General features: G+C 57.9%; 23 protein-coding genes. 3 read left to right on the plus strand and 20 right to left on the minus strand.

What is annotated here, in order from left to right; translation table 11 throughout:
• Window positions 1-780 precede the first annotated feature (780 nt).
• From NSB25_RS23300 to NSB25_RS23310, 3 genes are read left to right on the plus strand one after another with little or no spacing between them, the layout of a single operon-like run.
• Window positions 781-1,089, plus strand: coding sequence for a hypothetical protein (locus NSB25_RS23300; RefSeq protein ID WP_103241819.1), 309 nt, complete (start codon window positions 781-783; stop codon window positions 1,087-1,089).
• Window positions 1,076-1,654: a hypothetical protein gene (locus NSB25_RS23305; protein ID WP_242982583.1), complete on the plus strand. Its 579-nt coding sequence runs from the start codon at window positions 1,076-1,078 to the stop codon at window positions 1,652-1,654. The genes NSB25_RS23300 and NSB25_RS23305 overlap by 14 nt, the downstream gene beginning before the upstream one ends.
• 9 nt (window positions 1,655-1,663) lie before the next feature.
• Window positions 1,664-1,912: a helix-turn-helix domain-containing protein gene (locus NSB25_RS23310; RefSeq protein WP_103241820.1), complete on the plus strand. Its 249-nt coding sequence runs from the start codon at window positions 1,664-1,666 to the stop codon at window positions 1,910-1,912.
• Between the two features lie 174 nt (window positions 1,913-2,086).
• Here the strand turns inward: NSB25_RS23310 and NSB25_RS23315 are convergent, their stop codons facing one another.
• From NSB25_RS23315 to NSB25_RS23410, 20 genes are all read right to left on the minus strand, one after another.
• Window positions 2,087-2,347: a helix-turn-helix domain-containing protein gene (locus tag NSB25_RS23315; protein ID WP_103241821.1), complete on the minus strand. Its 261-nt coding sequence runs from the start codon at window positions 2,345-2,347 to the stop codon at window positions 2,087-2,089.
• Between the two features lie 9 nt (window positions 2,348-2,356).
• On the minus strand, window positions 2,357-4,171 hold the full coding sequence (locus NSB25_RS23320; protein WP_172455254.1) for a VirD4-like conjugal transfer protein, CD1115 family: 1,815 nt from the start codon (window positions 4,169-4,171) through the stop codon (window positions 2,357-2,359).
• Window positions 4,156-5,592 carry a DUF3991 and toprim domain-containing protein gene (locus NSB25_RS30050; protein WP_103241822.1) on the minus strand — a complete coding sequence of 479 codons (1,437 nt, stop codon included), beginning with the start codon at window positions 5,590-5,592 and terminating at the stop codon, window positions 4,156-4,158. The genes NSB25_RS23320 and NSB25_RS30050 overlap by 16 nt, the downstream gene beginning before the upstream one ends.
• A 155-nt stretch (window positions 5,593-5,747) precedes the next feature.
• Window positions 5,748-8,705 carry a MobP3 family relaxase gene (gene mobP3, locus NSB25_RS23330; protein WP_103241823.1) on the minus strand — a complete coding sequence of 986 codons (2,958 nt, stop codon included), beginning with the start codon at window positions 8,703-8,705 and terminating at the stop codon, window positions 5,748-5,750.
• A 48-nt stretch (window positions 8,706-8,753) separates the two neighbouring features.
• Entirely contained in the window at window positions 8,754-9,383 is a 630-nt protein-coding gene (locus tag NSB25_RS23335; protein WP_330406196.1) for a ribbon-helix-helix domain-containing protein, read from the minus strand.
• Window positions 9,384-9,616: 233 nt separating this feature from the next.
• Window positions 9,617-9,847 carry a DUF6103 family protein gene (locus NSB25_RS23340; RefSeq protein WP_103241824.1) on the minus strand — a complete coding sequence of 77 codons (231 nt, stop codon included), beginning with the start codon at window positions 9,845-9,847 and terminating at the stop codon, window positions 9,617-9,619.
• A gap of 34 nt (window positions 9,848-9,881) precedes the next feature.
• On the minus strand, window positions 9,882-10,745 hold the full coding sequence (locus tag NSB25_RS23345) for a DUF6329 domain-containing protein (protein ID WP_146040167.1): 864 nt from the start codon (window positions 10,743-10,745) through the stop codon (window positions 9,882-9,884).
• Between the two features lie 59 nt (window positions 10,746-10,804).
• Window positions 10,805-11,782, minus strand: coding sequence for a DUF6329 domain-containing protein (locus tag NSB25_RS23350; protein WP_103241826.1), 978 nt, complete (start codon window positions 11,780-11,782; stop codon window positions 10,805-10,807).
• A gap of 10 nt (window positions 11,783-11,792) precedes the next feature.
• Window positions 11,793-12,806 (minus strand): C40 family peptidase, encoded by a 1,014-nt coding sequence (locus tag NSB25_RS23355; protein ID WP_103241827.1) that lies wholly within the window; start codon window positions 12,804-12,806, stop codon window positions 11,793-11,795.
• A gap of 15 nt (window positions 12,807-12,821) precedes the next feature.
• Window positions 12,822-13,349: a gamma-glutamylcyclotransferase family protein gene (locus tag NSB25_RS23360; protein ID WP_103241863.1), complete on the minus strand. Its 528-nt coding sequence runs from the start codon at window positions 13,347-13,349 to the stop codon at window positions 12,822-12,824.
• 61 nt (window positions 13,350-13,410) lie between these two features.
• On the minus strand, window positions 13,411-14,409 hold the full coding sequence (locus NSB25_RS23365) for an amidoligase family protein (RefSeq protein WP_103241828.1): 999 nt from the start codon (window positions 14,407-14,409) through the stop codon (window positions 13,411-13,413).
• A gap of 149 nt (window positions 14,410-14,558) precedes the next feature.
• Window positions 14,559-16,478 carry a VirB4 family type IV secretion system protein gene (locus tag NSB25_RS23370; protein WP_330406197.1) on the minus strand — a complete coding sequence of 640 codons (1,920 nt, stop codon included), beginning with the start codon at window positions 16,476-16,478 and terminating at the stop codon, window positions 14,559-14,561.
• Window positions 16,479-16,530: 52 nt separating this feature from the next.
• Window positions 16,531-17,298, minus strand: a complete 768-nt coding sequence (locus NSB25_RS23375) for a Fic family protein (RefSeq protein ID WP_103241865.1) — start codon at window positions 17,296-17,298, stop codon at window positions 16,531-16,533.
• Between the two features lie 100 nt (window positions 17,299-17,398).
• Window positions 17,399-17,989, minus strand: a complete 591-nt coding sequence (locus tag NSB25_RS23380) for a hypothetical protein (RefSeq protein WP_103241829.1) — start codon at window positions 17,987-17,989, stop codon at window positions 17,399-17,401.
• Entirely contained in the window at window positions 17,986-18,249 is a 264-nt protein-coding gene (locus NSB25_RS23385; protein ID WP_103241830.1) for a hypothetical protein, read from the minus strand. The genes NSB25_RS23380 and NSB25_RS23385 overlap by 4 nt, the downstream gene beginning before the upstream one ends.
• Window positions 18,225-18,356 carry a hypothetical protein gene (locus tag NSB25_RS23390; protein WP_257479319.1) on the minus strand — a complete coding sequence of 44 codons (132 nt, stop codon included), beginning with the start codon at window positions 18,354-18,356 and terminating at the stop codon, window positions 18,225-18,227. The genes NSB25_RS23385 and NSB25_RS23390 overlap by 25 nt, the downstream gene beginning before the upstream one ends.
• Before the next feature lie 57 nt (window positions 18,357-18,413).
• Window positions 18,414-18,749, minus strand: coding sequence for a 4-oxalocrotonate tautomerase (locus NSB25_RS23395; RefSeq protein ID WP_103241831.1), 336 nt, complete (start codon window positions 18,747-18,749; stop codon window positions 18,414-18,416).
• A gap of 114 nt (window positions 18,750-18,863) precedes the next feature.
• Window positions 18,864-20,999 (minus strand): DNA cytosine methyltransferase, encoded by a 2,136-nt coding sequence (locus NSB25_RS23400; protein ID WP_103241866.1) that lies wholly within the window; start codon window positions 20,997-20,999, stop codon window positions 18,864-18,866.
• A 5-nt stretch (window positions 21,000-21,004) separates the two neighbouring features.
• On the minus strand, window positions 21,005-21,394 hold the full coding sequence (locus tag NSB25_RS23405; RefSeq protein WP_103241832.1) for a DUF7768 domain-containing protein: 390 nt from the start codon (window positions 21,392-21,394) through the stop codon (window positions 21,005-21,007).
• A 9-nt stretch (window positions 21,395-21,403) separates the two neighbouring features.
• Complete coding sequence (locus NSB25_RS23410; protein ID WP_103241833.1) at window positions 21,404-22,303, minus strand: conjugal transfer protein TrbL family protein; 900 nt, start codon at window positions 22,301-22,303, stop codon at window positions 21,404-21,406.

Here is a 22,303-nt window from a genome sequence, read left to right on the forward strand (position 1 = left end):
TACAACAGCAGCAAAGGTTGACTGGCATTTTAGGACAGGTGATGCCAGAATAAAGCTCAAGTCTTTATACCCCAGCTTTACTGCCGCCTCTTAAAAGGCGGTAGTAAGGTTAAATATCGTCATGTCAGCACACTACTTGTGTCCGATAATGTCAAGTTGTATTTAGTTGTTGTCTCCATTATCTTTGTCACAGTCTGTCTACATCATCACGATTATATTTATATAGTTAATATTATCTGCTTTGCAAGATAATACAACTCCCCAAACCTGTCAGCAGAAAACTCATCTCTTGACAGGTTAATTAGGTCATACAGTCCTCTTTATCCTTGTCCAACCAGCATACCCGTGAGCAGAGGAAATCTGTCAATCCTCATGGTTAGAACTATATTCTCAATTCCGATAGAGTGATATTTCATACTTTGGCTCGGATGGATATCCACCTCCCCCATTTTAACAAATATCCAGCTTTCTTTATAGTATAGCATATTTATATGATGTCCGCAATAATTCATGTTTGCTGATTAGGGCTTCAAATATCTATAATTACTGACTTTAAAACCAATACTTGCAAAAAATGTTGTATTTTTCAAATTTGTTTTGAATTAGTGAACTGGTACCTTTGTGTCTTTTTTAATGGTTTCACCAATACATTTTACACACATCGTAAAATGCCGCCTAAAATTGCTTAACCAGCATACTAATTCTTTTTTCACTTAGTAGTTGCTTTTCCCCCGTTTCAGAGTTAACATACACCAACCACGAGAAAAGGAGGCGTTTTTTATGGACAAACAATCTACACTTTACCAGCTGATGGGTATGCGCATGAATGGCGTCATGAACGGGATCACACAGCGGGATGAGGATTACCAGGCACTGCTCCGGTCGGTTGATGAATACTCGGATAAGCTGGAGGCGATGCATCTTTCGGCGGATGCCATGAAGCTGGTCGACCGCTATGTGAGCGGATACAACGCCATTGGGAGCCGCTACGGGATGCTGTCATACCTGCTGGGCTTTTCCGACTGCCGGGAGCTGCTCTTAGATCCGGCACAGCCCAGAAAGGAGGCGCTGACAGATGGACTCTTATAACCTTTCCTACACCCTCGATCCTGAACAGTGCAAAACCCTTTCCGGTCTTGCCAGACGGTGCAGGGATATCAACGGCTGGGGGCCGCAGGAGCTGCTCCAGTATGCCGCCACGGCCAATTCACAGGCGGAGATAGACCTGAAACTGGATTTTTTGCAGGATGCGGTCGCACACTTGGAAACCGTGGAACACATGCAGGCTGAAAAAGACAGGGTGCGCATCACGGAGGAAGAGCGGGCAGTCTGCAGCAGGATTGCCGATGCCTTTGCGGAAATGTACAGCCTGGACCTCATGGTGCTGGACGCCGGGCAGTACGGCTTTGTAAAACTGCAGGATTACAGTTACCCTTTCGGTTTTGAGGAGGCCGGCATCTTCACCTCCGGCAGGGACCTGTTTGACGACCTCTGGGGCGAATGGTATTCCCTGCGGCTCCTTGCACTCACGAAAGGCACACCCCTGGCCGATCTGGACTACCAGGACATGTTCCGCTGTCTGCCGGAAAATCAGCAAAAAGAGATCCTTGACAAACGGGAATATTTCCTTGGCCTGTCCGGGATCAGCCTTTGATGAGGCCCCATGAACAAGGCAGAACGGATTAAACAGGGCAGTTCCCCCATCATCGGCCAGAACATCCGCCGCCTGCGGGAACAGAAACGCCTGCGCAATTCAGACCTGGTGGCAAAGCTGCAGCTGGAAGGCATCCCCATCAGCACCAGCTCCCTCAGCAAGATCGAGCAGGGGGCCTGCAACCCTACCACCGCACAGCTGGTTGCCCTCCGGGAAATACTGGGGTGCGATTACGGCGACTTCTTCAGCCCCTGCTGAGTCCATCCCCTGCCCTGGTTTTCCAATCTCCCAGACTGTCCTGTAACTGCATATTCTTTCTCTGCCGGTAAAAACTTTCTTAGGGTGATACCTTCACCGCTTGTGTCATCATGGCATATCCCTTATGCCGCCAGGAGGGCGCACTTCCCCCCTGGCGGCATTTCTTTTTTGATTTCAGCCGCCTTTCAGGGTAAAGAGCAGGCTGCTCCGTCCGCCGTTCTCCCGCCAGCGCTGTTCTTTTGTGACAAGCCCTGCCCGCACCAGGTCGTCAATGGCCCTTTCCACCGTCCTGCGCGAAAGCTGCAGCTCCTTCGCAACCGTGCTGATGGCAGGGTAACACTGTCCCTCTTTGTTGCTGCGGTCTTTCAGGTACATATACACCGCCTTTGCCCGGTGCGGCAGCTCTTTTGCATAGATCTCCGTAAAATATCCCATAGGCGCCCCCTAATCTGTCCGCAGGGGCATGCGCCTGGGCAGGCGCGAGTGCTCTTTCTCCTGGAGTGCAGGCGTATGGCCCTGGCCGCCCGTCCGGACCGCGCCTGGCGGCAGGGGCGGCTCCCCAGGTTCCCCATCCTCCATTTCCTCATCCTCACGGCGGCGCAGGATCTCCTGTTCCAGTTCAAAGCGGTCAGCATAGAATACCTCCCTTGCCGCCCTCTCCGGCACCTCATAAGCCTCCCCGAATACGATCCCCCATTTTAAGAACAGCGGGAGCCTTGTCTGCATGGGGCAGCACCCGGTCTTGGCAAGGATGAAATGCCCTTTGGGGAGCGTCTTTAACTCGTCCGGGGACATCAGCGGCCGGCTCATCATCTGCAGGCTCTGGCTGGGGTCGTTCTTCCCCCTGGAGATGGAGCCGGACAGCACCGTCCTGTTCCCCAGGGCTTTGGAGAGGATGTCCGCGCTCTCCGAGTTGGGCGCAAAACCGCCGAAGAGGATGTCCTGGCAGTTGTCGGTGATGATGCTGGAGCCTTCCTTCCCGTAGTTCTTCTGCAGCTGTGCAAAGCTCTGGATGATGGGCACCATACTGATCCGCCTGGAACGGCCTGCGGAGAACATCATCTCCATGGACTCGATCTTTGGTATGGTCCCGATCTCATCCGCAAACACCATGACCCGGTTCGGCAGCTTTCCCCCATGCTCGTCCGCAATGGAAAGCATTTCCCGGTAGAGCTGCTGGAGGAATAAGGACACCATGAAATACTTTGTGTTGTCTTCCTCCGGCAGCACGATGAAGATCGCCGCCTTATTGGTGCAGAAGGTTTCCGTATCCAGGGTGCTGTCAAAACACAGGATCTGCTCCATCTCGCTGTCCAAGAAAGCGTTCAGGCGGCTCATGGCGGTGGAGAGTACGGAGGCCATCGCCTGTTCCGCACTGTTCAGTGCCGCCCCTGCAAACCACCTGGCCTTGTGTTCGGCGGGCAGCTTATCCATCAGAAGCTGGAATAGGTTCCGGTTCTTTACGGGGGACGGCGCCATCAGGTCCTGGAGCAGCTTGAACACGGAGACGATGTGGCGCTTCTGGGGCGGGCAGTATTCCGCGATCAGCAGGATCACGGATGCCAAAAGCCCCTCCGCCGCGTCATAAAAGAATGCGTTCTGCCCGTAGCTGCTGGCCTGCGCGCCGTCCGAGCAGATGATGGTCTTGGCCGTGATCTTGGCATACTTCTCCGCCCTGGCCTTGGCCGCCAAGTTCCCTGTGTCCGCAAGGTATTCATCCATGTATTTGTTCACCATGGTCAGGATGTTGCCGCCGTCCGAGCGGGTGGGGTTGCGCAGGTCAAGGATGGATACCCGGTAGCCGTAGTAATCCTTTGCGATCCCCGCATAGTTGCGGAACAGGTCGCCCTTGGTGTCCGTGGTCACGAAGCTCATCCCGGACGCACAGGCGTATTCGATGTTGGGGTATAGAAAGTTGGCGGTCTTGCCAACGCCTGCGGCACCGATCATCAGGCAGTGGATGTCCCCCTCGTCCACCAATGCGGTGATGCCTGCCCCGTGTTTTTTGTACCCGACCACCAGCCCCTGTGCTGCGGGCAGGTTCTCGCCCCTGCGCCATCTCTCCGGCTCGTAGGGGACATGGGCATAGGTTTCCCGGATCTCCTTTTCCGTGGCAAACCGGGCCGTGCCGTGCTGGCCGTCCCCCACGGTCCGGGATTTGATCCCGTTTAAGGTGTAATAATGGGACAGCAGGGAGATGCCGCCGATGACGGCAAACATCCCCACGCCCATCAGTATCAGCATTACGACTGGCTGCATATCTGTTTTATCCCTCCCTCCTGTTTCTGGGCCTGCAGCTTTTCAGCCACAAAAATGTGGGCCCTGATGCATTCCATCGTAAGGCCCACACATTTTTTGACCAGCGTTTCCTTTTCCTCATCCGTTCCCGGCTCTGTTCCTGCAAAACACGCCATCACGCTTTCAAAGGCATCCTGCATGTCTGTAAGCCGGGATTTCAGGTTTCCCCTGTCCTTATGGGGCCTGTACCTGCCGCACAGGTTGTCGATGATCTGCCCCGGCGCAGCCTCCCGCCCAAGCTCCTTTCCGTACTTTTCCATGATCCTGACTGCGATCCCCGCCAGGAGCAGGCCGTCCCCGTCAAAGGCATCCTCCAGCTGTTCCGGGCTGGTCCCCTTCTGCAGTGTCTGATAGATCCCGTAGTGGTACCGTTTCAGGGATTCCGCGGTGGCATGCCTGGGATCGATGCTTTCCGCCACTTCCTTGAGCGTCCCGCACCACGCCCTGCACTCCGCTATCCCCGGATGCTCCTTTGCCGGGATTGGCTCCATCCCATTCTGTGCCTTCAGGTCCTCATTCCAGTCCTTGTTGACGGGCTGCAGCATCCTCACGCGGACATCCGGCCGCTGTTCCTTTACGGCGTCCGCCAGCCGGTAGCTGTTCTCTATGCCTGCGGGGTCATGGTCCAGGCAGAGAACCACCGTGCCGGCCTGGGGGCTGTCCTTTAACGCCTGGAGCATGGCGTGTGCCGATATGCCGCTTAATGCCACATAGCTGTTCTCCTGCCAGCCTTTTTTGTGCAGCGTGATAAAGGACAGCATGTCGATGGGGGCCTCAAACACATAGACGGTGTTCCCTTTCCCCAGGTGCCGGAAGCTGTACCTGGGATCGCTGCCGTCCACGTTGCCCTTGAACGCCTCTCCTTTCGTATGGCTCCCCCTCTTATGGGCATGGCGGGCTGTCCCGTCCGCGTCATACCCCACAAACACCACGTTGTGGTATTTTGCGTCCTCATAGATCATCTTTTTCCCGGCGAAAGCGGAAACCACCTCCCGGTCCAGGCAGCGGCTCTTTGTCAGGTAGGCATATGCCCGCCGCATGTCCTGGTTCGCCTCCGGCAACGCAAAGGGCTTTGGCTCTTTTTCCCCTTCCGGCTCGCTGGTGCGGTATGCCTGCCCCTGCTCCCCGCCAAGGAGCAGGGTGACCGCCTCCGGGAATGTGCTGTTGTAATGCATCTGCACAAAGTCGATGGCACAGCCCCCGGTCCCTGCCGCATGGTCATACCAGCGGTTGCCCCGCACCGTGATGCTGTGGTCGCTTTGAAGCCTTTTCTCCCTGCCGGAGCGCAGCAGCTTCTCCCCCTGGCGGGAGAGGAAGTCCTCCAGGTCTACCTCGTTTGCCCGCTGTTTCTGCTCGTCCGTAAAATAAACAAATCCTGCCATCCTTACACCTCCATTCTGCTTAAATGCCACACTTTTCCAAACCGAGTGCCTGCTGTATTTGCCGAAGTTCCACAGACACAGACATCCGGGATGGAGTCACCACCATAATTGATCTGCTCATTGCCCACGGGAATAAATAATCTCCCTGGGCCGGATCAGATCTGTTGCTGCACAGGCTCCCTGTCGTCCCTCTTGTGACCCTGGGCCTGCTTCTTCTCCGAGAGTCTGCGGCGGCGTTTTCGGTCGATGTGGAACGGGCTGCCCCCTGCGGCTCTGTGTACATCCTCACGGAACAGCTTTTCCAGACGGTGCATCAGGCGGGTTGTCGCAAGGAACAGGTCGGGGTCCCGGAATGAGTCCATGTGCTCCAGCAGGAACGCCGCATAGATGTTTCCCTGTTCCGCAGCTGCCTGCAGGTAGGCTGTGGCTTTGTCCCTGTCGCAGGGAACGTCTTTTCCGCAGAGGTACAGTTTCCCCAAGGCATACTGTGCGTATTGGTTCCCCTGCCCTGCCGACTGCTCCAGCCAGTAAATGGCTTTTTCCACGTCCCTGGAAATATCCTCCCCGGAAAGGTACAGCTTTCCCAATGCGTACTGCGCATATTGGTTTCCCTGATTTGCGGACCGCTCCAGCCAGTAAATGCCCTTTTCCACATCCCTGGGGATGTCCTCCCCAGAAAGGTACAGTTTTCCCAATGCGTACTGCGCATATTGGTTTCCCTTTTCTGCGGAAAGCGTCAGCCAGCAGACGGCCTCCGCCGTATCCCCTGGGATTTCTTCCCCGGAAAGGTAAAGCCGCCCCAGACAGTACGCCGCATGATCATTTCCCTGTCCCGCCGATAAGGTGAACAGCTCCACCGCCCTTGCAGCGTCCTTCTCCACAATCTCCCCGGACAGGAAGAGTTTCCCCAGGGTATATTGGGCGGCGGCATTTCCCGCCTCCGCCGCCTTTGTGATCCATCTGACAGCCTGCGCAGGATTGCCGCCCCCGGTTTCCAGCCACAGCTTTCCAAGGGCATACTGCGCATGGACGTTACCCAGCTTCGCCGCACGCTCCCAATAGGCTGCAGCCGCCCCGTCATCCCTTTCGGTTCCCGTACCGGTGTGCAGCATCTGCCCCAGGCGGTACTGCAGCTTATCATCGCCGCCTTTCGCCTCCAGCTTCAGGAAGCCGCCAAACGCATTCTGGAAATGCGCCCCCGCCTGTGTGCCGTCTTTCTGCGTTCCTATGCCGTCCCGGTACATTTTTGCCAGTTCGTAATCCGCATAGGGGTTGCCTTTTCCTGCGGAGCGTCCATACAGGAGGAACGCCTGCACGTTATCCTGCGCCACACCCTGCCCACGGCGGTAAAGCCCCGCAAGGGAATACTGCGCATACTTATACCCTGCCCCCGCCGCCTGTGCCAGCCACCGGGCCGCTGCCCCATAGTCCTGCCCGGTGCCAAGGCCGGCGGCATACATTTTCCCGATGCGGTACTGCAGGTAGGGACGTTTCCGTTCCTTTGCTTTCTTTTCTGCCCCATGGAAAGCCTCCAGCGCTTTGGCATACCATTCCTGCGCCGCATCCTGGTCGGCATCCTGCCCAAGGCCGTCCGCACACATCCTGCCCAGGTCGTGCATCGCCAGGGCGTTCCCGTTCTCCGCTTCCTGCCGGAACAGGGAAAGTGCTTTTGTGAAATCCTGCCCCGTATCTTTTTCCCCATAGAGGTACCGGCGGGCCAGCTTATAGTCTTTGTTCCATTCCGCATAAAAGGCCGGGATGCCCCTGTCACCCTTCGGTGATCCCCTTTCCGCAGCCCCATCTTCAGGTGTCCTGGCTCCGTCCACATCCTCCATGAGCCAGTCAGGGACGTTCCCCGGAAACCAGTCAGGAGCATCCTCCGGGAACTGATCAGTGACGCCTTCCCCATCCGGCAGCTCCGCCCCGTCCAGGAACAGCCTTTCCCCGTCCTCCGGTTCCTCCTGATCAGGTGCTGCCTCATCCTCAAAAATAAAATTTCCACTGCCCAGCTTCAGCGCCTCTGCGATCACCATGTTTTTCAGGCTCTTGAATTGGGGCTGGCCGGACAGCGGCGGCAGGGGCGGCAGGTTGTTCTGGTAAGTGGACAGGATCTCATCCTGCCATTTCCCCCACGCCCGGTACAGCGCATCTATCCTTTCATCTTTTGCCAGCTCGTCCACGATCCGGTCTACCAGGTTCTTCACATCCCGTTTCAGGTAGCCGTACACTTTTTTCCCGCCCGTGTTCCGCAGGCGCCCTGCCAGTTGCACCATCATTTTTTCAATCTCCGCACTCGCCACCGTGCTTTGGCGCAGCGCATCCATCATCCCCTGCACCACATCCGCGGCGCCTTTTTTCAGATCCGCGCGGGCCTGGTTCTGCTTTTCATAGATGTGCGCGAAGTCCTGCCGGAAGATATCGTGCGCCAGTTCCGAGCGCATGGTCTCAATGGATTTTTCCGTCAGGTATCCGTCATTGTCCTTTGCGGAATAGACCATCAGGTGGACATGGGGATGGTGCCCCTCGTTGTGGAATGCGGCATACCAGCGCAGGCTGGCGCTGTCGATCTTCATATATCTGCAGAGCATTGCCCGCTTGGAGCGCAGTAGCGCCATCCACTGTGCGGCGCTGTCATAGCCGAGCCTTGCGGCATCCTCCCGCCGCAGGGAGATGACGTGGGTCCAGACCGGACCCTTATGCCCCGTCACTTCCTCCTGCACCTGTTTCAACACCACCGCTTTTCCTGCGTCCGTAAACAGGCCGTGGTCCCCCAGACGTTCCACCCTGGGACGGTTTGCGATGTAGTCCACATAGTTCTCCCGCTTGCCAATGAGATCCAGGTTCTGCTCCATGGCGCAGGAGATGAATTCCGATGCGTTCCCCATGGTTGGGTGCAGCAAAAAGTCCGCGTACTCCAGCATCCCTTTTGCGGACGGGAAGTCACGGACGATCTGGCGGATCAGGTCTTTCTGCTGTGCCGTGGAGGGGAGGTTTTGCCTGCTCCCCTCCACTTTCTCCACGCCCTCGCGGGTGCTGACGTAACGGACATAATTCTCCAGCTGTGCCGGAGGCGCATCCCGCAGGTAGCGGGAGGTAAAAATTATTTTTGGCATGATGCCACCACTCCTTTGCATTCAGATCCGGCTGTTATTTTTCCGCCGTCAGTTTTCCCGCCTCTGGTACCTGTACGCATCCTCGAACTCTACTGCGCCGTTGATGCGCTTCACTTCCTCCACACACTTTGCATGGAGGCGATTCAGTGATTCCTCATCCACGTCATGGGTGTATGCGATGACCTGGGACAGCTTGGAAAGCTCCACCGCGATCTTAAAGTCCATACGGGCCAGGCGGTTCTCGCTGTCCTGCACCGTTCCGGCCACGGCGGAGGATAAGGACTGGAGCAGGTAATCCTCCGCCTTCCCCGCCATGAGGTAGCCCAGGTAGAACCGCAGCGCATCCCCGATCAGTTCCGTGCGGTTCCTGGCTGTGCCGTCCCTGATGCAGGAGTCGGCCAGTTCCAGAAGCCTGGTATCCACCCGTATGGAAAATTTGGTCTTATCCTCATTTGCGCCCATAGCACCCTCCTTTTTCCCGCCTGCTTTCCCCAAGCCACCCCGGAATTTTCCCCTTTTCCTGCTGATTTTCCTGTCCAGCCACCTGATTTCCGGAAAACCTGCACCTGTGGGTGGCATCCTCCTTTCCCGCACGGCTTTGCCGGGCGGTGTGAACCGGGCGAGGGGGCTTGCAAAAGCCACCCGCCCTTTAACCTGCACACATTTCAACCCTGCCATCCAGCCCCGGTTTTTCTCCCATTTTGGCTGCCCTGCACCCCTTGTCAGCAGGGTTTGGGGGCTGTTTCCGCCAAATCGCCCCAAACAGGGCAGAAAGGACGCCGGGCGGTCTGTTTATCCACTTTTCCCAAACAAGGGCACAAATCGCCACACGGACGGCCACAGGGGGTGACAGGGGCTTTTCTGTCACCCTGCCCGCATTTTGAGTGCCGTCTGTTCCGGATTACAGGAGGTCAGACGCCCCCGCCGCCTGCCTGCGGTCTGGCCGGCCTGCGGGCAGCGAGCGGCGCATCCTCCCTGCTCTCGATGTACTCCCGGACAGCCTGGGGGACATATTTTTCATACATCTTCCCCATCGCCTCCGTCAGCTCCCCCTCGAAGTCCACGTTCTTTTTCCCCATGTACTGCCTGATGGCGTTTAATTTTTCCTCGTCATACTTCACCGTGAATGTTGTCTGTTTCATGCGCTTCTCCTTTCTGGTTCCCGGTTCCGCCCCCTCACATGGACGGGAGCATCCCCTGTGTCCCCGCAGGGACATTTGCCTGGCTGCCGCTTTCCATTTCCTCCTGATAGCCCTGCCATGCCTGCCGCTCCACACCGAACAGGCCGTCATGGGCTGCGATCTCATCCCTGCCTTCCGCTGTGCGTTCCGTGCCGTCCGGCATCAGGAGGAAGACCTCCAGCCCCGCATCAGCCAGCGCAAGCGCCCTCTCCCTGCCCAGCGGGAGCATCCCCTCCCAGCCATACCCATAGTGCTGCATTTCCTCCATGCTGATCTCATCCGGCAGTCCCTCCTGGGCTGTCTCCCTCTGGCAGTTCGGGCAGAAATCAAGGTAATATGCCACGTCAAACTGCCCGTCCTCAATGGCCAGGTCAGCCACCTCCGGGCGGCTGCAGAGCATATCCCCCAGGGTCTCCTGCAGGAACGGTTTCCCCTCCACGCACAGCCCCGTCATGTCCTCCAGTTCCGAAAAAGTAACCGTCCAGTTCCCCTCGGTGGTCCGGCTGGTGCCCTCGGCAATGATGGCGTCCACAACCTCCGCCAGCTCCCGGTTCAGCCTGGAGAGCGTGGGGTACCGCAGGGCCGTGGCCTCCGGCACATAAGAGGCGTACCGGGCGCTGCCGCTGCCTTCGCTCTCCACCAGCAGCCCGTCTGCCCTGCCTTCCCCGGTGACCAACAGGCAGTGGTACACGCCGTCCCCGTCCACTCCCATCACTCCCGCATTTTCCACAATGGCCTCATGGTTACACATTGGGTGGCGCAGCATTTCCTCCAGCTTCCTTGCCGGGATCGTGACGGTTTTCTCCACGGCAAATTCCCGGAAAGTAAAATCCGGCTTGTGTTCAAACACTGTTTTCATATCCTGTTCCCTCCTGATCCGGGGGCCGCTAGGCATCAGAGAAAAACAGCCCCACTCTTTCACATGGATTGGACGGGCGCTTTCCCCTGTCCTGCATCCGAAAAATCTTCCAGTACGCCCTCCTTGGACATTTGGGGGATATCATGGACGCCCCCTCCGGCCGCCAGGTGTTCCGCCGCCAGCTTCATCTCCCAGGGAAAGAGGCAGAAAGGGATCTCTGCCAGGGAGATCATCTGTCCGGCAACCTCATCCCCATGCCTCTCCTGGATGGCACGGAAGCGGCCTGCAAACTCATTTAGGAATGCCTCAGCCTTCTTGCCGGTCCTCTCAGGCTCCCCGGCCTTATCGAATTCCTCCAGCTCCTTCGCCCACTCATACCAGACCGCAGCCGCCTCCCTGCTGTCCGGGCGGATGGCAGAAAGCGCCTCCGCAAACGCCTCATATCCCATTTCCCGGCTTTCCGGTATTTCTTCCTCCTGATGGTCATGGCAGAATTCCGGACGGTAGTTCACACTGAAACAATCCCTCCAGATGCACACCTCCGCCACTTCCGGCCTTTCTGTGATCATGTCCGCCATAAGCTCCTGCAGGAACGGGTTTGCTCCAAGCTCCAGGCCGGACTGCTCCCTGATTTTTTCAAAACTGACCTCCCAATATCCCCCTGATGCGGCTGCCGTTCCTTCCGTAACGAACAGATCCACCAAAAACGCCAGCCTGTACCCCATCTCCGACAAGGAGTCATATGCAAGAGCCGCCGCATCCGGAACATAGGAGGCATACCGGGCATAATCATACCCATCCGCCTCCACCAGGACACCATCCCTGTGGTTATCGCCAGTGACCAGCAGGCAGTGGTACACGCCGCTTTCATCCTGGCGCATCAGATCCACATCCTCTTTTATAAAGTCCTGGTATTCCATCGGGCTTTTCAGGAATTGTTCAAATTCCCTTTCCGGAAGACGGATTATCTTTTCCGCCTTTGCCTGACAGAGTTTAAAGTATGGCTTGTGTTCCATGATTACATTTATCGGATTCATGGCATCCCTCCTAATCCAGCAGGCGCCCGAAAGCAAAAAAATGCTCCCTCCAGTACGCCGTTTCAATGCTTGTATAGCCGATGGGCGAGCCGCAGTGCAGCATCCTTCCCCCGCCCACATAGATCCCCACATGGCTCACCGGGCCGCTGCAGGCATAGGTCCCGCTGAAGAACACCAGGTCGCCTGGCTGCGCTTCCTCCCTCGGCACGATGGCGCACTGGTTATAGATCCCCGTGGCCGTGGTGCGGGCCAGGGGGTAAGCCCCGGAATGGGTGTAGACCCAGCAGACAAACCCGGAACAGTCAAAGGACGTCTCAGGCGTCGACCCTCCCCACACATAGGGGCAGCCCAGGTATTTTTCCCCTTCCGCGATCAGGGCCGCAAAGCTGCCGTCCCCCATGGCCTCGCCGGGAGGCAGCCCGCTTCCCGGCCCTGCCTGCCCGTATTTTGCAAGCACATAGATGCGCTGGGCGTTGGCCCTGTCCTCGTCCGTGATCCCCCTCCCAAGCAGGGAGGACAGGTTCCCGTACACGGTCCCCATATCCGTGATGGGGACTGCCGCCGTGTAGGTTTCCCCTTCCTCATCCTCCCGTTCCTCGTATGCCACGAAGCAGTCCGCAAAGCCCCTGTAGTCGTCATCGTTCATCCTGGGCTGCTCCGCGCCGAAAAACAGAGAATAAAAAACTGCCTTGACCCGGTATCCGTCCACCGCGCCGTCCTCCGCCATTCCATTGATCTCGGCCAGGACCGCGTCCAGTTTCTGGAAGCTCTCCTGCATCTTCTCGATGTACATCCGGTAATCTGCCGGGAGTCCCGCCGACAGGTAGCCGCCGCCCCACGCCAGGTTCACGGCGGCGTTGTTATGCCCTGCCGTGCCGGACAGCGCGCACAGGATCATCACAACGATCAGGATAAAGGGTGTCAGGACTGCCGCCACCACGGTGGCTATCGCCGTCCTTCCCCTCTTGTCTGTTGCCGCAGCCAGAACGGCCTTGGCCGCCAGCACAGCTGCCGTTGCCGCCATAGGCTTCCCTCCTTTCTACTCCATCGGTTTCATGCCGCCGGTTCCATATAATCCCTGATATCCCGGTTCAGCCATTCCCTGTTCCTGCTGGAATGCCATGGCATAGGCTTTATTAATGGCATCCTCCAGTGGCTTTGTATCCAGCCCGCACTGCTCGTATCCCTCCCATATGACATCCGCATATCTGTCAGAGGGGATGCCGAATTCATGGCCGGGCGTCATGATATACCCCATGGCGGATACTTCTTTCCCATCCAGCTCCACCTGCAGCATCTGTTTCCCGTAAAAATTGGGATATCCTTCGTAGCGGTCCAGCGCTTCCTCATCGGACTTGCGGATCTTCCACAGAAGCACAGGCACCGTACCGCCCTCTTTCGGCTCCACGGTGGCGACCGCCCCCCTGTTCGCTCCCCTGAACAGCAGCTCGTATCCCTTCAGTTCGCTGGTCCCCACCACCTCGGCTGTGGGGCACCGGTATGCCATCTGTGCCTGGTTCATGTTGCTGCCGTATGCCAGGTACAGCGTTTCCTTTTTCCTTCCCATCTCCTGCTTTGCTCCTTTCTCACTGCCTGCGCATTTATCCGCAGGCGCACACAAAAACACCCTACATGCCCATCACATAAGCCTGCGCTTCTTCTGCCGGGATCTCCTGCTCCGCCCGCTCTTTTTCCCTTTTCTGTCTCAGCCTTTCCTTCTGTGCCTCCGCCTGGGCCGGGTCCCGCCATGCGATGCAGCCCGGAAGCTCCGCAAGCAGGTGCTGCCTTGCGGTGGCGAATTCATCCCCGATCAGCCCAAGCCGCAGCAGCCAGGTGCGGAACGTGTATTTTTCATTGGTGGTCTGGGTCTTCCTCCTGCTGGCGCATGCCTGGTTCAGCGCCTGCGCAGTAATGGCAAGGCTGAACTGGATATACGCCTTGATCTTGCCTGCGTGGAGCGTCCCATTGAACAGCCTGAATTCCACCGTCCCTTTCTGGAATACGGAGTGGAGGTTCAGGCAGTGGTACCGGCTGTCGTCATAGTGTTCATACCTGCGGCTTTCGCCGCCATACCAGATCCGCTCCACGCCATCCAGGGTCCTGGGCTTTTTCTGGTTCAGTTCCTCCAGGAACCGTTCCTCCACCTTCTGGCAGTATTGATGCTCGCGGGCCACGGACACCTTCAACGCCTTGTAGATCAGATCCTCCTTGGATGCCATGATGTTCGTGATGTTGCGCAGCGTCCGGGCGTCAAAAGGGGATGCGTCCACATGCACATGGATGCCGCATTTTGGATTAGTAATCGCCCCATGTTTCTTCAGCTCCCGAATAATCTCCTGGATGGGTATGATATCCTCATAACGGCAGATGGGGCTGACCATCTCCGTCCTGTATTCATCATCTGCACTTATCCTCTGTCCCCCTATCTTCCGCTCCGGGGTGATGCTGGAATCGCGCATGAATTTCCACTGCCGCCCCTGCCCGTCCAGCGCCGCATATGCCTTATACCCCATCCCCACATATCTGCTTTCCGTACCGAAATATGCGGCAGCCACCTCGGCGGCCTCCTGCCGCGTGATCCCGGTCATCTCGATCTCAATGCCGAACCGCTGTTCCTTAAGCTCCAACCCTGTCCCCTCCTTCCGAGCATAAACAATCCATGGGAAGAATCGCCGCACTTGCGATTCTTCCGTGTGTAACTTAGATTTTCTTGGCTGGCGTACTAAAGAGGTGTGCTAGGCACCCTCTTGACAGCTTAGAAAATCTTTACACACTTTTACCGGCCTCCGGCCTTGCCGAACAGCCGCGCCTTGTGCTCCGGGGCGTTGACCATCAGGTTGTACCGCTCGTTGCCGCACTTGTAGAGGCACACGCCCCTCTGGGGGTAGCGGATCAGGCTGTACTCGCTTTCCTCCAGCTGGAGGGTGTCCGTGTAAAACCTGGCGTCAATGCTGCCCGCGTTGAACAGGAACTGGTGCGTGGGGATGGAGAACAGCGGCTTGGTATACTCCCTGACGCCGTCCAGGTTGAAGTCCTCCAGGTTCTGGCTGGCGATGATCACCGCCGAGTCCTTCTTGCGCACACGCTTCATGAAGTTGCGGACGTATTCCACGGCGGTCAGGTTGGATAAAAACAGGTAGAACTCATCCAGGCTGGCCGCCGTGTTGCCCACGGTCAGCAGCTCATCGCTCATAAAGGAAAGCACGTTGAACAGCAGGGCATCCTTTAAGCTCCGGCTGGCCTGCAGCAGACCTTTTACCCCGAAAGTGATAAAACTGGAGTCCGTGATGTTGGTATGGCCGCTAAAGAACTTGCTCTCCGCGCCCACGCACATGGAGTGCAGCCCCAGCAGGATGCCCCGCAGCATCTCCGCCGTATAGAGTTGCCTCTTACCCCCGTCAAACGCCTTGTACTCCGCCTCCATGAATGCATACAGGTCGGAGAGGACGGGGTAGTCCTCCGGCGCCAGGCTGTCAAAATCGCTCTGGTCCGTGATCCCCCACCCGGCGTACAGCTTCTGGAGCATGATCTCTATGACATCGATCTCCCGGTCCGTGAAGTCCTTGTAGCTGCGGAAAAAGTCTTTTAAGAAGCTGATATGCTGGGACAGCCGGGAGCGGATGCGGAAGGTCCGGGGCGCGTCCATGTCCTCCGGGCCTGCGGCGTCATCCCAGGTTTTCGGCTCCAGGGGGTTGATGATGTACCTGCCGCCCATCAGGTCGATAAAGCACCCGCCCAGGTTGTCCGTCAGGTCCTCATACTCCATCTCCGGGTCCAGGGCGCAGACGCGCATCCCTGATTCCCGCAGGTTGGTGAGGAGCAGCTTTAACAGGTAGCTCTTGCCCTGGCCGCTGTTGCCCAGGATCAGGATGTTGGCGTTGGTCTTGTCATCCGCCCTGCGGTTAAAGTCCACCAGCACGTTGCTGCCGAATTTGTCCCGCCCGATATAAAAGCCCTGGGGATCGGTCTTCCCGGAATAGTTGAAAGGGTAAAGGTTCGCCACGCTGCTGGCGGGCAGCACCCGCTCGAACTGGTCCCGGAACAGGTTGAAGCCTGTGGGCATCACGCACTGGAAGCCCTGCTTCTGGCGCAGCATCAGCCGGTCCACGTTCAGCTTGGAGCGGATCAGCTCCGTCAGCACCTCCGTCTGCAGGAGCTTCAGCTGGTCTAAGTCATGGGCGCACAGCTCCAGGTAGACCGCCGTGTGCAGGAGCGGCTCCCTGTTGCGGTGCATCTGCGCCACGATGGCCGCCACGTCCTGCAGGTTGCTCTCCGCCAGCACGGTGGTCTGCAGGTCGCTTGTATTGCCCCGGTCCATGCGGTTCTTGTTGGCTGCGTTGCTGATGATCTTGCGTTCCTCCACCGGCGTCACATGGCGGGTATAGATGCGCAGGGTCACGCCGTCCTTCTCCCCAAGGTGGGAGAGGATCGCCTGCTCATCGGTTGACGTGGGGTATTCCCGCAGCGCCCACACACAGCGGTATGTGTTCCCGCAGATAAAGTGGTCTGTTTCAAACCTGATGACGGAGGGTGCGATCATGTCCAGGAATTCCTGGATATGCACATCCTCCTGTGTCCGTATAGGGACATTTTCTGCTCTTTTCAAATAGGCACCTCCAATCAGATAAGGCGGGGCTGGCCTGCCTCCGCATCCTCCCCGCCCCGGTTTACGGGCATAAAAAAACACCGGACACATTCCTGCATCCGGCGCCCTGCCGTCTCAAAATTTCTTTTTTCTGTTTCTGGCCTTACTGCATTGCGGGGGACTGGCCCCTTTCCTGCTGCGGGCCGGAAAGTTCAATGTAGCGTTCCAGCTGCCTGTCCACAAGCCCTGCCACCAGGTCCGCAAACGGCTGCAGGTTCCCCTCCACCGCATAGGCATCCAGCGTCCTGAAATATTCCAGCCTGTCCTCCTTGGCGATGGATATGGCCGGGAACCCCTCCGCCATAAGCTGGTAATTCATGATGAGCCTTGACGTCCTCCCGTTCCCGTCCGTGAACGGGTGTATCTTCACAAACTCCGCATGGGTCCATGCCGCCAGCTCCACCGGGTTCAGTTCCTTCCCCTTCCAAGACAGATCCGCGTAAAAGTCCTTTACCTGCCGGTACATCAGGGACGGGGGCGGCGGCATGTGCCGTGCGCCCGAAATATACACCTGCACATCCCGGTATACCCCGCCCACCTGGATGTTCTCCATCAGCAGGGCGTGGATGTCCTTGATGATCTTTTCATCCAGCGGCATCCCCTGCCCGATGCATTCCTTCACATAGCGGAACGCCTTGCGGTGGTTGACCGCCTCATAGATCTCCCGCAGCGCCTTGCCCCCGATGGAGATCCCGTCCTCTAAAAGCACCTTGGTCTCGATCAGGGACAGGGTATTCCCCTCTATGGCCGTGGAATTGTGGGTATATTCTATTTCAAATGCCTGCTCAAACGTAAACAGCGTATAATCCGGGATGGACCCCCGGCACTGGCTGTACAGTTCTTTTTTCCGAAACAGCTCCTGATAGTCCACAAAAAGCCCTCCTTCTCTTTCAAAACTTCCTCTTACAGTATAGCACATTTCCCGCCAATAGTAATCCGGATTTTCCCCTTTCAGGGGAAATTATTCACGCTTAATCCTCCGGCATGATCCACCGCTCCCCGTCAAAGTCCTCGAACCGCTCCGTGGTCACGTTCTGCTCATAATACACCGCAAGGATGCGCTTGATGTCCTCCCGGTCCGCCCTCTTTACGGAAAAGCCCTGCTCCTTTAAGGACTTCTCGATGCGGGACAGGTAGGGGAACACCTCCGACTCCTTTTCCTCCCGCAGCCGGACCATGATCAGGAACTCGCGGGCTGTCGCCATCTGCACCTGTATCCGGTCAAGGTGGGCCTGGTCTTTTTCCAGGAGCTTCCTCACCACGGGGTTTTCCTCCTTCTCCATGCGGGCGCGCAGAAACCGCTTGTTGTCCTCGAAGCTCTCCCTGCTGTTTAAGCACAGCATCTCGATCTCAGCCACGCCTTTTAACACCGTCATCAGCGCATAGACCCTCGCCCCCACGCTGGACGGCGACAGCACGGAGATGTTGGAGGGCTTCACGATGAAGTACACGATCTCCCCATGCCCGTATGTCACAAGGCTGTAATCCGTGATCTCCCCCGCCCCGATCAGCTGGCGTGTGGACGCCCTCTGCCTTTCCTCCCTTTTTTCCTTTCTGCTCATCCCGTATACCTCCATTCAAAGAATTGCTGGCCCACGAAAAAAAATGCGCAGGCATACCTGATAAAGTCCAGGATGCTGGTGTCCTCAAAGCGGATCGTCAGAAAGGCATAGACCGCCGTGAACACGATGGGCACAAAAAAGCCTGCCTGTGTCAGCGCAAGGATGGATAATAACGCACACACGCCGATGATCCCGATGTCCTTGAGCTGCCAGAGCCACAGCGTGGCCCTGGCCTTTAAATTGTCAGGGTAAATATACAACTGACCGCCTCCTTTATAAATTCATGAATCATATCCGGCTCCTGCACACCGCTTCCTCCCGCCGCCTGTCCCCCGCGGGCATCCGTCCCGTGCATCGCCCCTGCCACGGAAAAACCGCCGCGCCCTGTGGCGCTGGCGGCATCTCCTGCATCCTTATTTTCCTTTTAGCTGTTCTCCTGCGGCGCCTCTGCCGTCCCCTGTCCCTGTCCTGCCTCCGCTTCCTGCAGGGCCTTTTCGATCAGGCCGATCACGAATTCCTTCTGGTTTAAGCCCGTCGCTTTAAGGTGTGCCTTGACCCTCTCAAAAAGTTCCTCCGGTACCTGGAATGCCAGTGTCCTTGTTGTCCCGTTTGCCATGTTCTTTCCTCCATTCTCAAAGTGTTCCTTCAGCACCATCTCTACATACTGGCTGAGTGTCAGGTTCATCTGTTCCTGCTCTGTCCGGGCCTGCGCATGCAGGGCCTCCGGGATCATCGCGCATAAGTTTTTACGGTTTTCCATGCCCCGTTTCTCCTTTCTCCGTTTTCTGTAAGCCAAGTATAAAGGCAATGCATGGGGAAAGCTATACCAATACCCAACAAGGATTTCCCGGAAAAAGATGCAGGACCACCAATGTCATGCATCCCCAGGGTCCCGCTCCCTTTCCCCACGTTTCCGCAGGAAATACGCGATCCCCCGCAGCACAAAGTCCACACAGGGGATCGCCACGCTGTTGCCAAGCGCCTTGTACCGCGCGCTGTCTGATGCGCCGGGGATGTCCGTCCAGCCGTCCGGGAAGCCCTGCAGGCGCTCACACTCCAGGGGCGTCAGGCGCCGGATCAGGTTCCTTTTCTCCACGATGCATTTGTCCTGGCTGACGTACTGGTTCCCGATTCCCTTCTTATCATCGCTGCACAGGGACCCTACTGTTTCCTGGTAGCTTTCCTCCCTGTCCCCATTCTTTTCTTCTGCCGGTATCGGTTCCCCTGCCCCGTCCGGACTGCCGGCCCGGGGTGAGAACACCGCATGGTGGTCCATGGCCGTCAGCGTATAGGAAATATCCTGCTGGTACCCGAAACCGTTCCCGCCGTTCTGCGGCTGCCGGTCAATGATGTTCCCCGCTATGCAGAATGTTTCCTGCATGATGGCTATGCCTCCCTGGTTCTTGCTGGGGTCTGGGACTGTAGTGTCTATGGTCCTGGCAATGTCCGTTTCCCTGCACCCGGAATACGGGTTGGCCGACTTCATGCTGTTGGATTCCTTGGAGTCTAACGAAAACACAGCCGGGGCAGCAGCAGCCCCAATATCCCTGCCGGGTCTTAAATTGTTCCCCTCCATGCCACGGTTCTCAAACAGTACCGGCTGGTTGTTCCCGCTGGTCCCTGCCGCGCTGGTGATGGTCGGGCATATCCCCTCCCCGATCCCTGCATGGCCCTGCTGGGAGGCCAGCACCAGCGGCTGGTTGTTGCCTCCCATCCCAAAGCCTGCCGAGACTGTCTGGGAGATCCCTACCGGCCCCCTGAACCTGGAGTCCTGCCCGTGGTTGTCGAACACCAGGGGCTGGTGCCCGTGCTCCTGCGCCCGGAGGGTGCCTGCCTTATCTTCTGTCAGGTGCATCTGGCTGCCGCCCTGGTCATTCAGGCACAGGACGCAGGGATATCCCTGCCCTGCCTGGCCGCCACCGCCTGTAAGCGAGGTATGGCATTCCGGCGTCAGGAAACAGTCCCCGTTCCCCTTGCTCACCACGCCAAAGGCGGGCAGCTCCGTCACAAACGTCTGCATCTGCATGTTCCTTGTCGCCATAAGCGCCCCCGAAAGCCCGCCCAGGTCTATGACCTCATCCCGCTGGTTCACATGGAAGCTGCTTATGGCAGGCGGACGCACAGCCCCGTCCCCCGGCTGTGCCACCAGGGGCTGGTGGCTGCCCATCCCCGCCCGCAGCGTTGCAACCACATCTTCGGTAACGTCCATCCTCTCGCCGCCCTGGTCATTGATGCACAGCATCGCTCCCCCGCCTTTTTCCTTTGTCTGGAGATATGTCAGACGATCCCCGCCTGCACCATCAGCGCCTCCTTTAACTGCGGCGGCAGCTCCTTGCCCCTCTCCCCCGCCCGCCGCAGGATCCCCTGGCAGGCTGTCCTGCTTAAATAGTATTTCGGGTGCGGTGAGCCCTCCAAAATCTGCGACAAGGAAGATGCGGCGGCGTCTCTGGGCGACTCCCCAGAATTGAGCGTCCAGCACTCTCCAAGCCAGGCTGAATTTATCTCCCAGTATGGCCGCCCCAGCAGGTCCCCAGCGCCCGGCGTCAGGTCGAGGCACATGACAGGAACTGTCCTTAATTCTGACGATTTCTTCGATGACCGCCCGGAAGTCCTCGCCGCCCGCGGAGCTGAAGGCTCCGGGAACATTTTCCCAAACGAGGTATCGAGGTCGGACAAGGTCATCTGGTATACCCCTTCTCCCATCGGCTTCTCTCATCTCCTTTACGATACGCACCTGCTCCATGAACAGCCCGGAGCGTTCCCCCGCAAGCCCCTGGCGCTTCCCCGCAACGGAAAGGTCCTGGCAGGGCGATCCCCCGCAGATGACCTCCACCGGTGGAAGCGCCGCCCCGGAAAGCTTCGTGATGTCCCCCACATGGAGCATCCGGGGGAACCTTAACTTTGTCACTTCCATGGGGAATGCCTCGATCTCGCTGGCCCAGGCCGGGGTGATCCCGTTATGCACGGCGGCTAACGGGAAACCCCCTATGCCGTCAAACAGGCTGCCCATCGCCGTCATGGGCTTACCCCCATGTATCCCATGGGCTGCATCTGCCCTCCTGCATCCTGCCCCATGAGCTGCGCCACCGCCTCCCAGGGGATGCGCCGGACCGGGATTCCCTGCTTCCATGCCTCTTTCAGTTCCTCCTGCATCCCGTTTGAGATGCGGCCGCCGCACAGCCACAGTTCACTGCATGCCCCAAGGAGCTTAAGCCCCATCCTGATCCCAAGCTCCCTCTGCTCCGGGACGGAATCATCCAGCATCTGCGGGTATAAAAGGTGGGCCGCCACCGGTGTGTTTCCCTGCCCCATCGCCAGGCGGCAGGCTGCTTTTGCAAACTCCACATTGCCCTCCACGTCCCCCGCATAAGGGGATGCGATATATACAATCTTTCCTTCTGCCATAGACGCCTCCTACTTCACTGCCTGCACGATGGTCCTTGTCAGGTTCACGGCGCCCTGCGCCGCATAGACCGCGCCCATCACGTTGGCCCTGGTCCCGGTATCCAGCCCGAACTGCCCTGCGATGCGGGGCACCTCCCCGGAGGACAGCATCAGCCCAAGCCCAAGCAGGGCGTGGTCCTTTACCACCATCAGCCCCGCCACCAGGATGGTCGCCTGCAGGAACGTGGTCAGGCACAGCCCGATGACCTGCTTGCACCAGCCTGTAAAGCCGTCAATATACCCCCTGGGGACGCTGAACATGTAAAGGCTCCCCACCGCGATCTGGATCAGCAGGATGCCGCCCCTTTTCAGGTTGGCAAAGAACACCTTGATGACGGCATAGCCCATCATGATCAGGATAAAGATCATCAGGATCGAGCTGGTGATGCTCCCAAGCCCCCCGAACACCCCCGCGGAGGCGGCATCCTGCCATGTCCCCGCATCCTTTAAGGACTCGATGGTGCTGGCCGCCACTGCCCCGAAGTCCGAGCCGAAGCCGGTGATCCCTGCCGTGAAGCTGCCCTGCAGGGAGACGCACAGCTTGTAAAGCTCCACCGGAACGGTGGAAAACAGCCCCACCGCCAGGAACCCTTTGATGGCGTTAAGGCCCGTTTCCTTAAAGCTCCCCCTCCCGCTCTGGCATTCGATCCCGCACTCAAACACCGCCACCACCAGCCCGGTGGCGTACAGCGCCCATGCCAGATAAGAAAAAAACAGCACGATGGACTGCACCCAGCCCATCTCAAACAGGTCGGCCCCCATGTTTCCCATCTGCATAAAAAAATCGCCCAAGAACCCTACTATCTGCCCATAGATCCAGTCGATGATCTGGCCCAGCACGGTGTCGGCGATGAAATCCCATATGAACAC

The sequence above is a fragment of the Acetatifactor muris genome, assembly GCF_024623325.1.
Classification (GTDB): Bacteria; Bacillota; Clostridia; order Lachnospirales; family Lachnospiraceae; genus Acetatifactor; species Acetatifactor muris.

Excerpts from the sequence above, each read along its gene's own strand:
- NSB25_RS23370 (WP_330406197.1), bottom strand. The coding sequence starts at position 16,478 with ATGTGTCCGGTGTTTTTTTATGCCCGTAAACCGGGGCGGGGAGGATGC.
- NSB25_RS23400 (WP_103241866.1), bottom strand. The coding sequence starts at position 20,999 with ATGGGCAGCCTGTTTGACGGCATAGGGGGTTTCCCGTTAGCCGCCGTG.
- NSB25_RS23340 (WP_103241824.1), bottom strand. The coding sequence starts at position 9,847 with ATGAAACAGACAACATTCACGGTGAAGTATGACGAGGAAAAATTAAAC.
- NSB25_RS23305 (WP_242982583.1), top strand. The coding sequence starts at position 1,076 with ATGGACTCTTATAACCTTTCCTACACCCTCGATCCTGAACAGTGCAAA.
- NSB25_RS23320 (WP_172455254.1), bottom strand. The coding sequence starts at position 4,171 with ATGCAGCCAGTCGTAATGCTGATACTGATGGGCGTGGGGATGTTTGCC.
- NSB25_RS23360 (WP_103241863.1), bottom strand. The coding sequence starts at position 13,349 with ATGGGAAGGAAAAAGGAAACGCTGTACCTGGCATACGGCAGCAACATG.
- NSB25_RS23335 (WP_330406196.1), bottom strand. The coding sequence starts at position 9,383 with ATGGCAGGGTTGAAATGTGTGCAGGTTAAAGGGCGGGTGGCTTTTGCA.
- NSB25_RS23405 (WP_103241832.1), bottom strand. The coding sequence starts at position 21,394 with ATGGCAGAAGGAAAGATTGTATATATCGCATCCCCTTATGCGGGGGAC.
- NSB25_RS23350 (WP_103241826.1), bottom strand. The coding sequence starts at position 11,782 with ATGAATCCGATAAATGTAATCATGGAACACAAGCCATACTTTAAACTC.
- NSB25_RS23310 (WP_103241820.1), top strand. The coding sequence starts at position 1,664 with ATGAACAAGGCAGAACGGATTAAACAGGGCAGTTCCCCCATCATCGGC.
- NSB25_RS30050 (WP_103241822.1), bottom strand. The coding sequence starts at position 5,592 with ATGGCAGGATTTGTTTATTTTACGGACGAGCAGAAACAGCGGGCAAAC.
- NSB25_RS23315 (WP_103241821.1), bottom strand. The coding sequence starts at position 2,347 with ATGGGATATTTTACGGAGATCTATGCAAAAGAGCTGCCGCACCGGGCA.
- NSB25_RS23345 (WP_146040167.1), bottom strand. The coding sequence starts at position 10,745 with ATGAAAACAGTGTTTGAACACAAGCCGGATTTTACTTTCCGGGAATTT.
- NSB25_RS23355 (WP_103241827.1), bottom strand. The coding sequence starts at position 12,806 with ATGGCGGCAACGGCAGCTGTGCTGGCGGCCAAGGCCGTTCTGGCTGCG.
- mobP3 (WP_103241823.1), bottom strand. The coding sequence starts at position 8,705 with ATGCCAAAAATAATTTTTACCTCCCGCTACCTGCGGGATGCGCCTCCG.
- NSB25_RS23395 (WP_103241831.1), bottom strand. The coding sequence starts at position 18,749 with ATGGAAAACCGTAAAAACTTATGCGCGATGATCCCGGAGGCCCTGCAT.
- NSB25_RS23380 (WP_103241829.1), bottom strand. The coding sequence starts at position 17,989 with ATGAGCAGAAAGGAAAAAAGGGAGGAAAGGCAGAGGGCGTCCACACGC.
- NSB25_RS23300 (WP_103241819.1), top strand. The coding sequence starts at position 781 with ATGGACAAACAATCTACACTTTACCAGCTGATGGGTATGCGCATGAAT.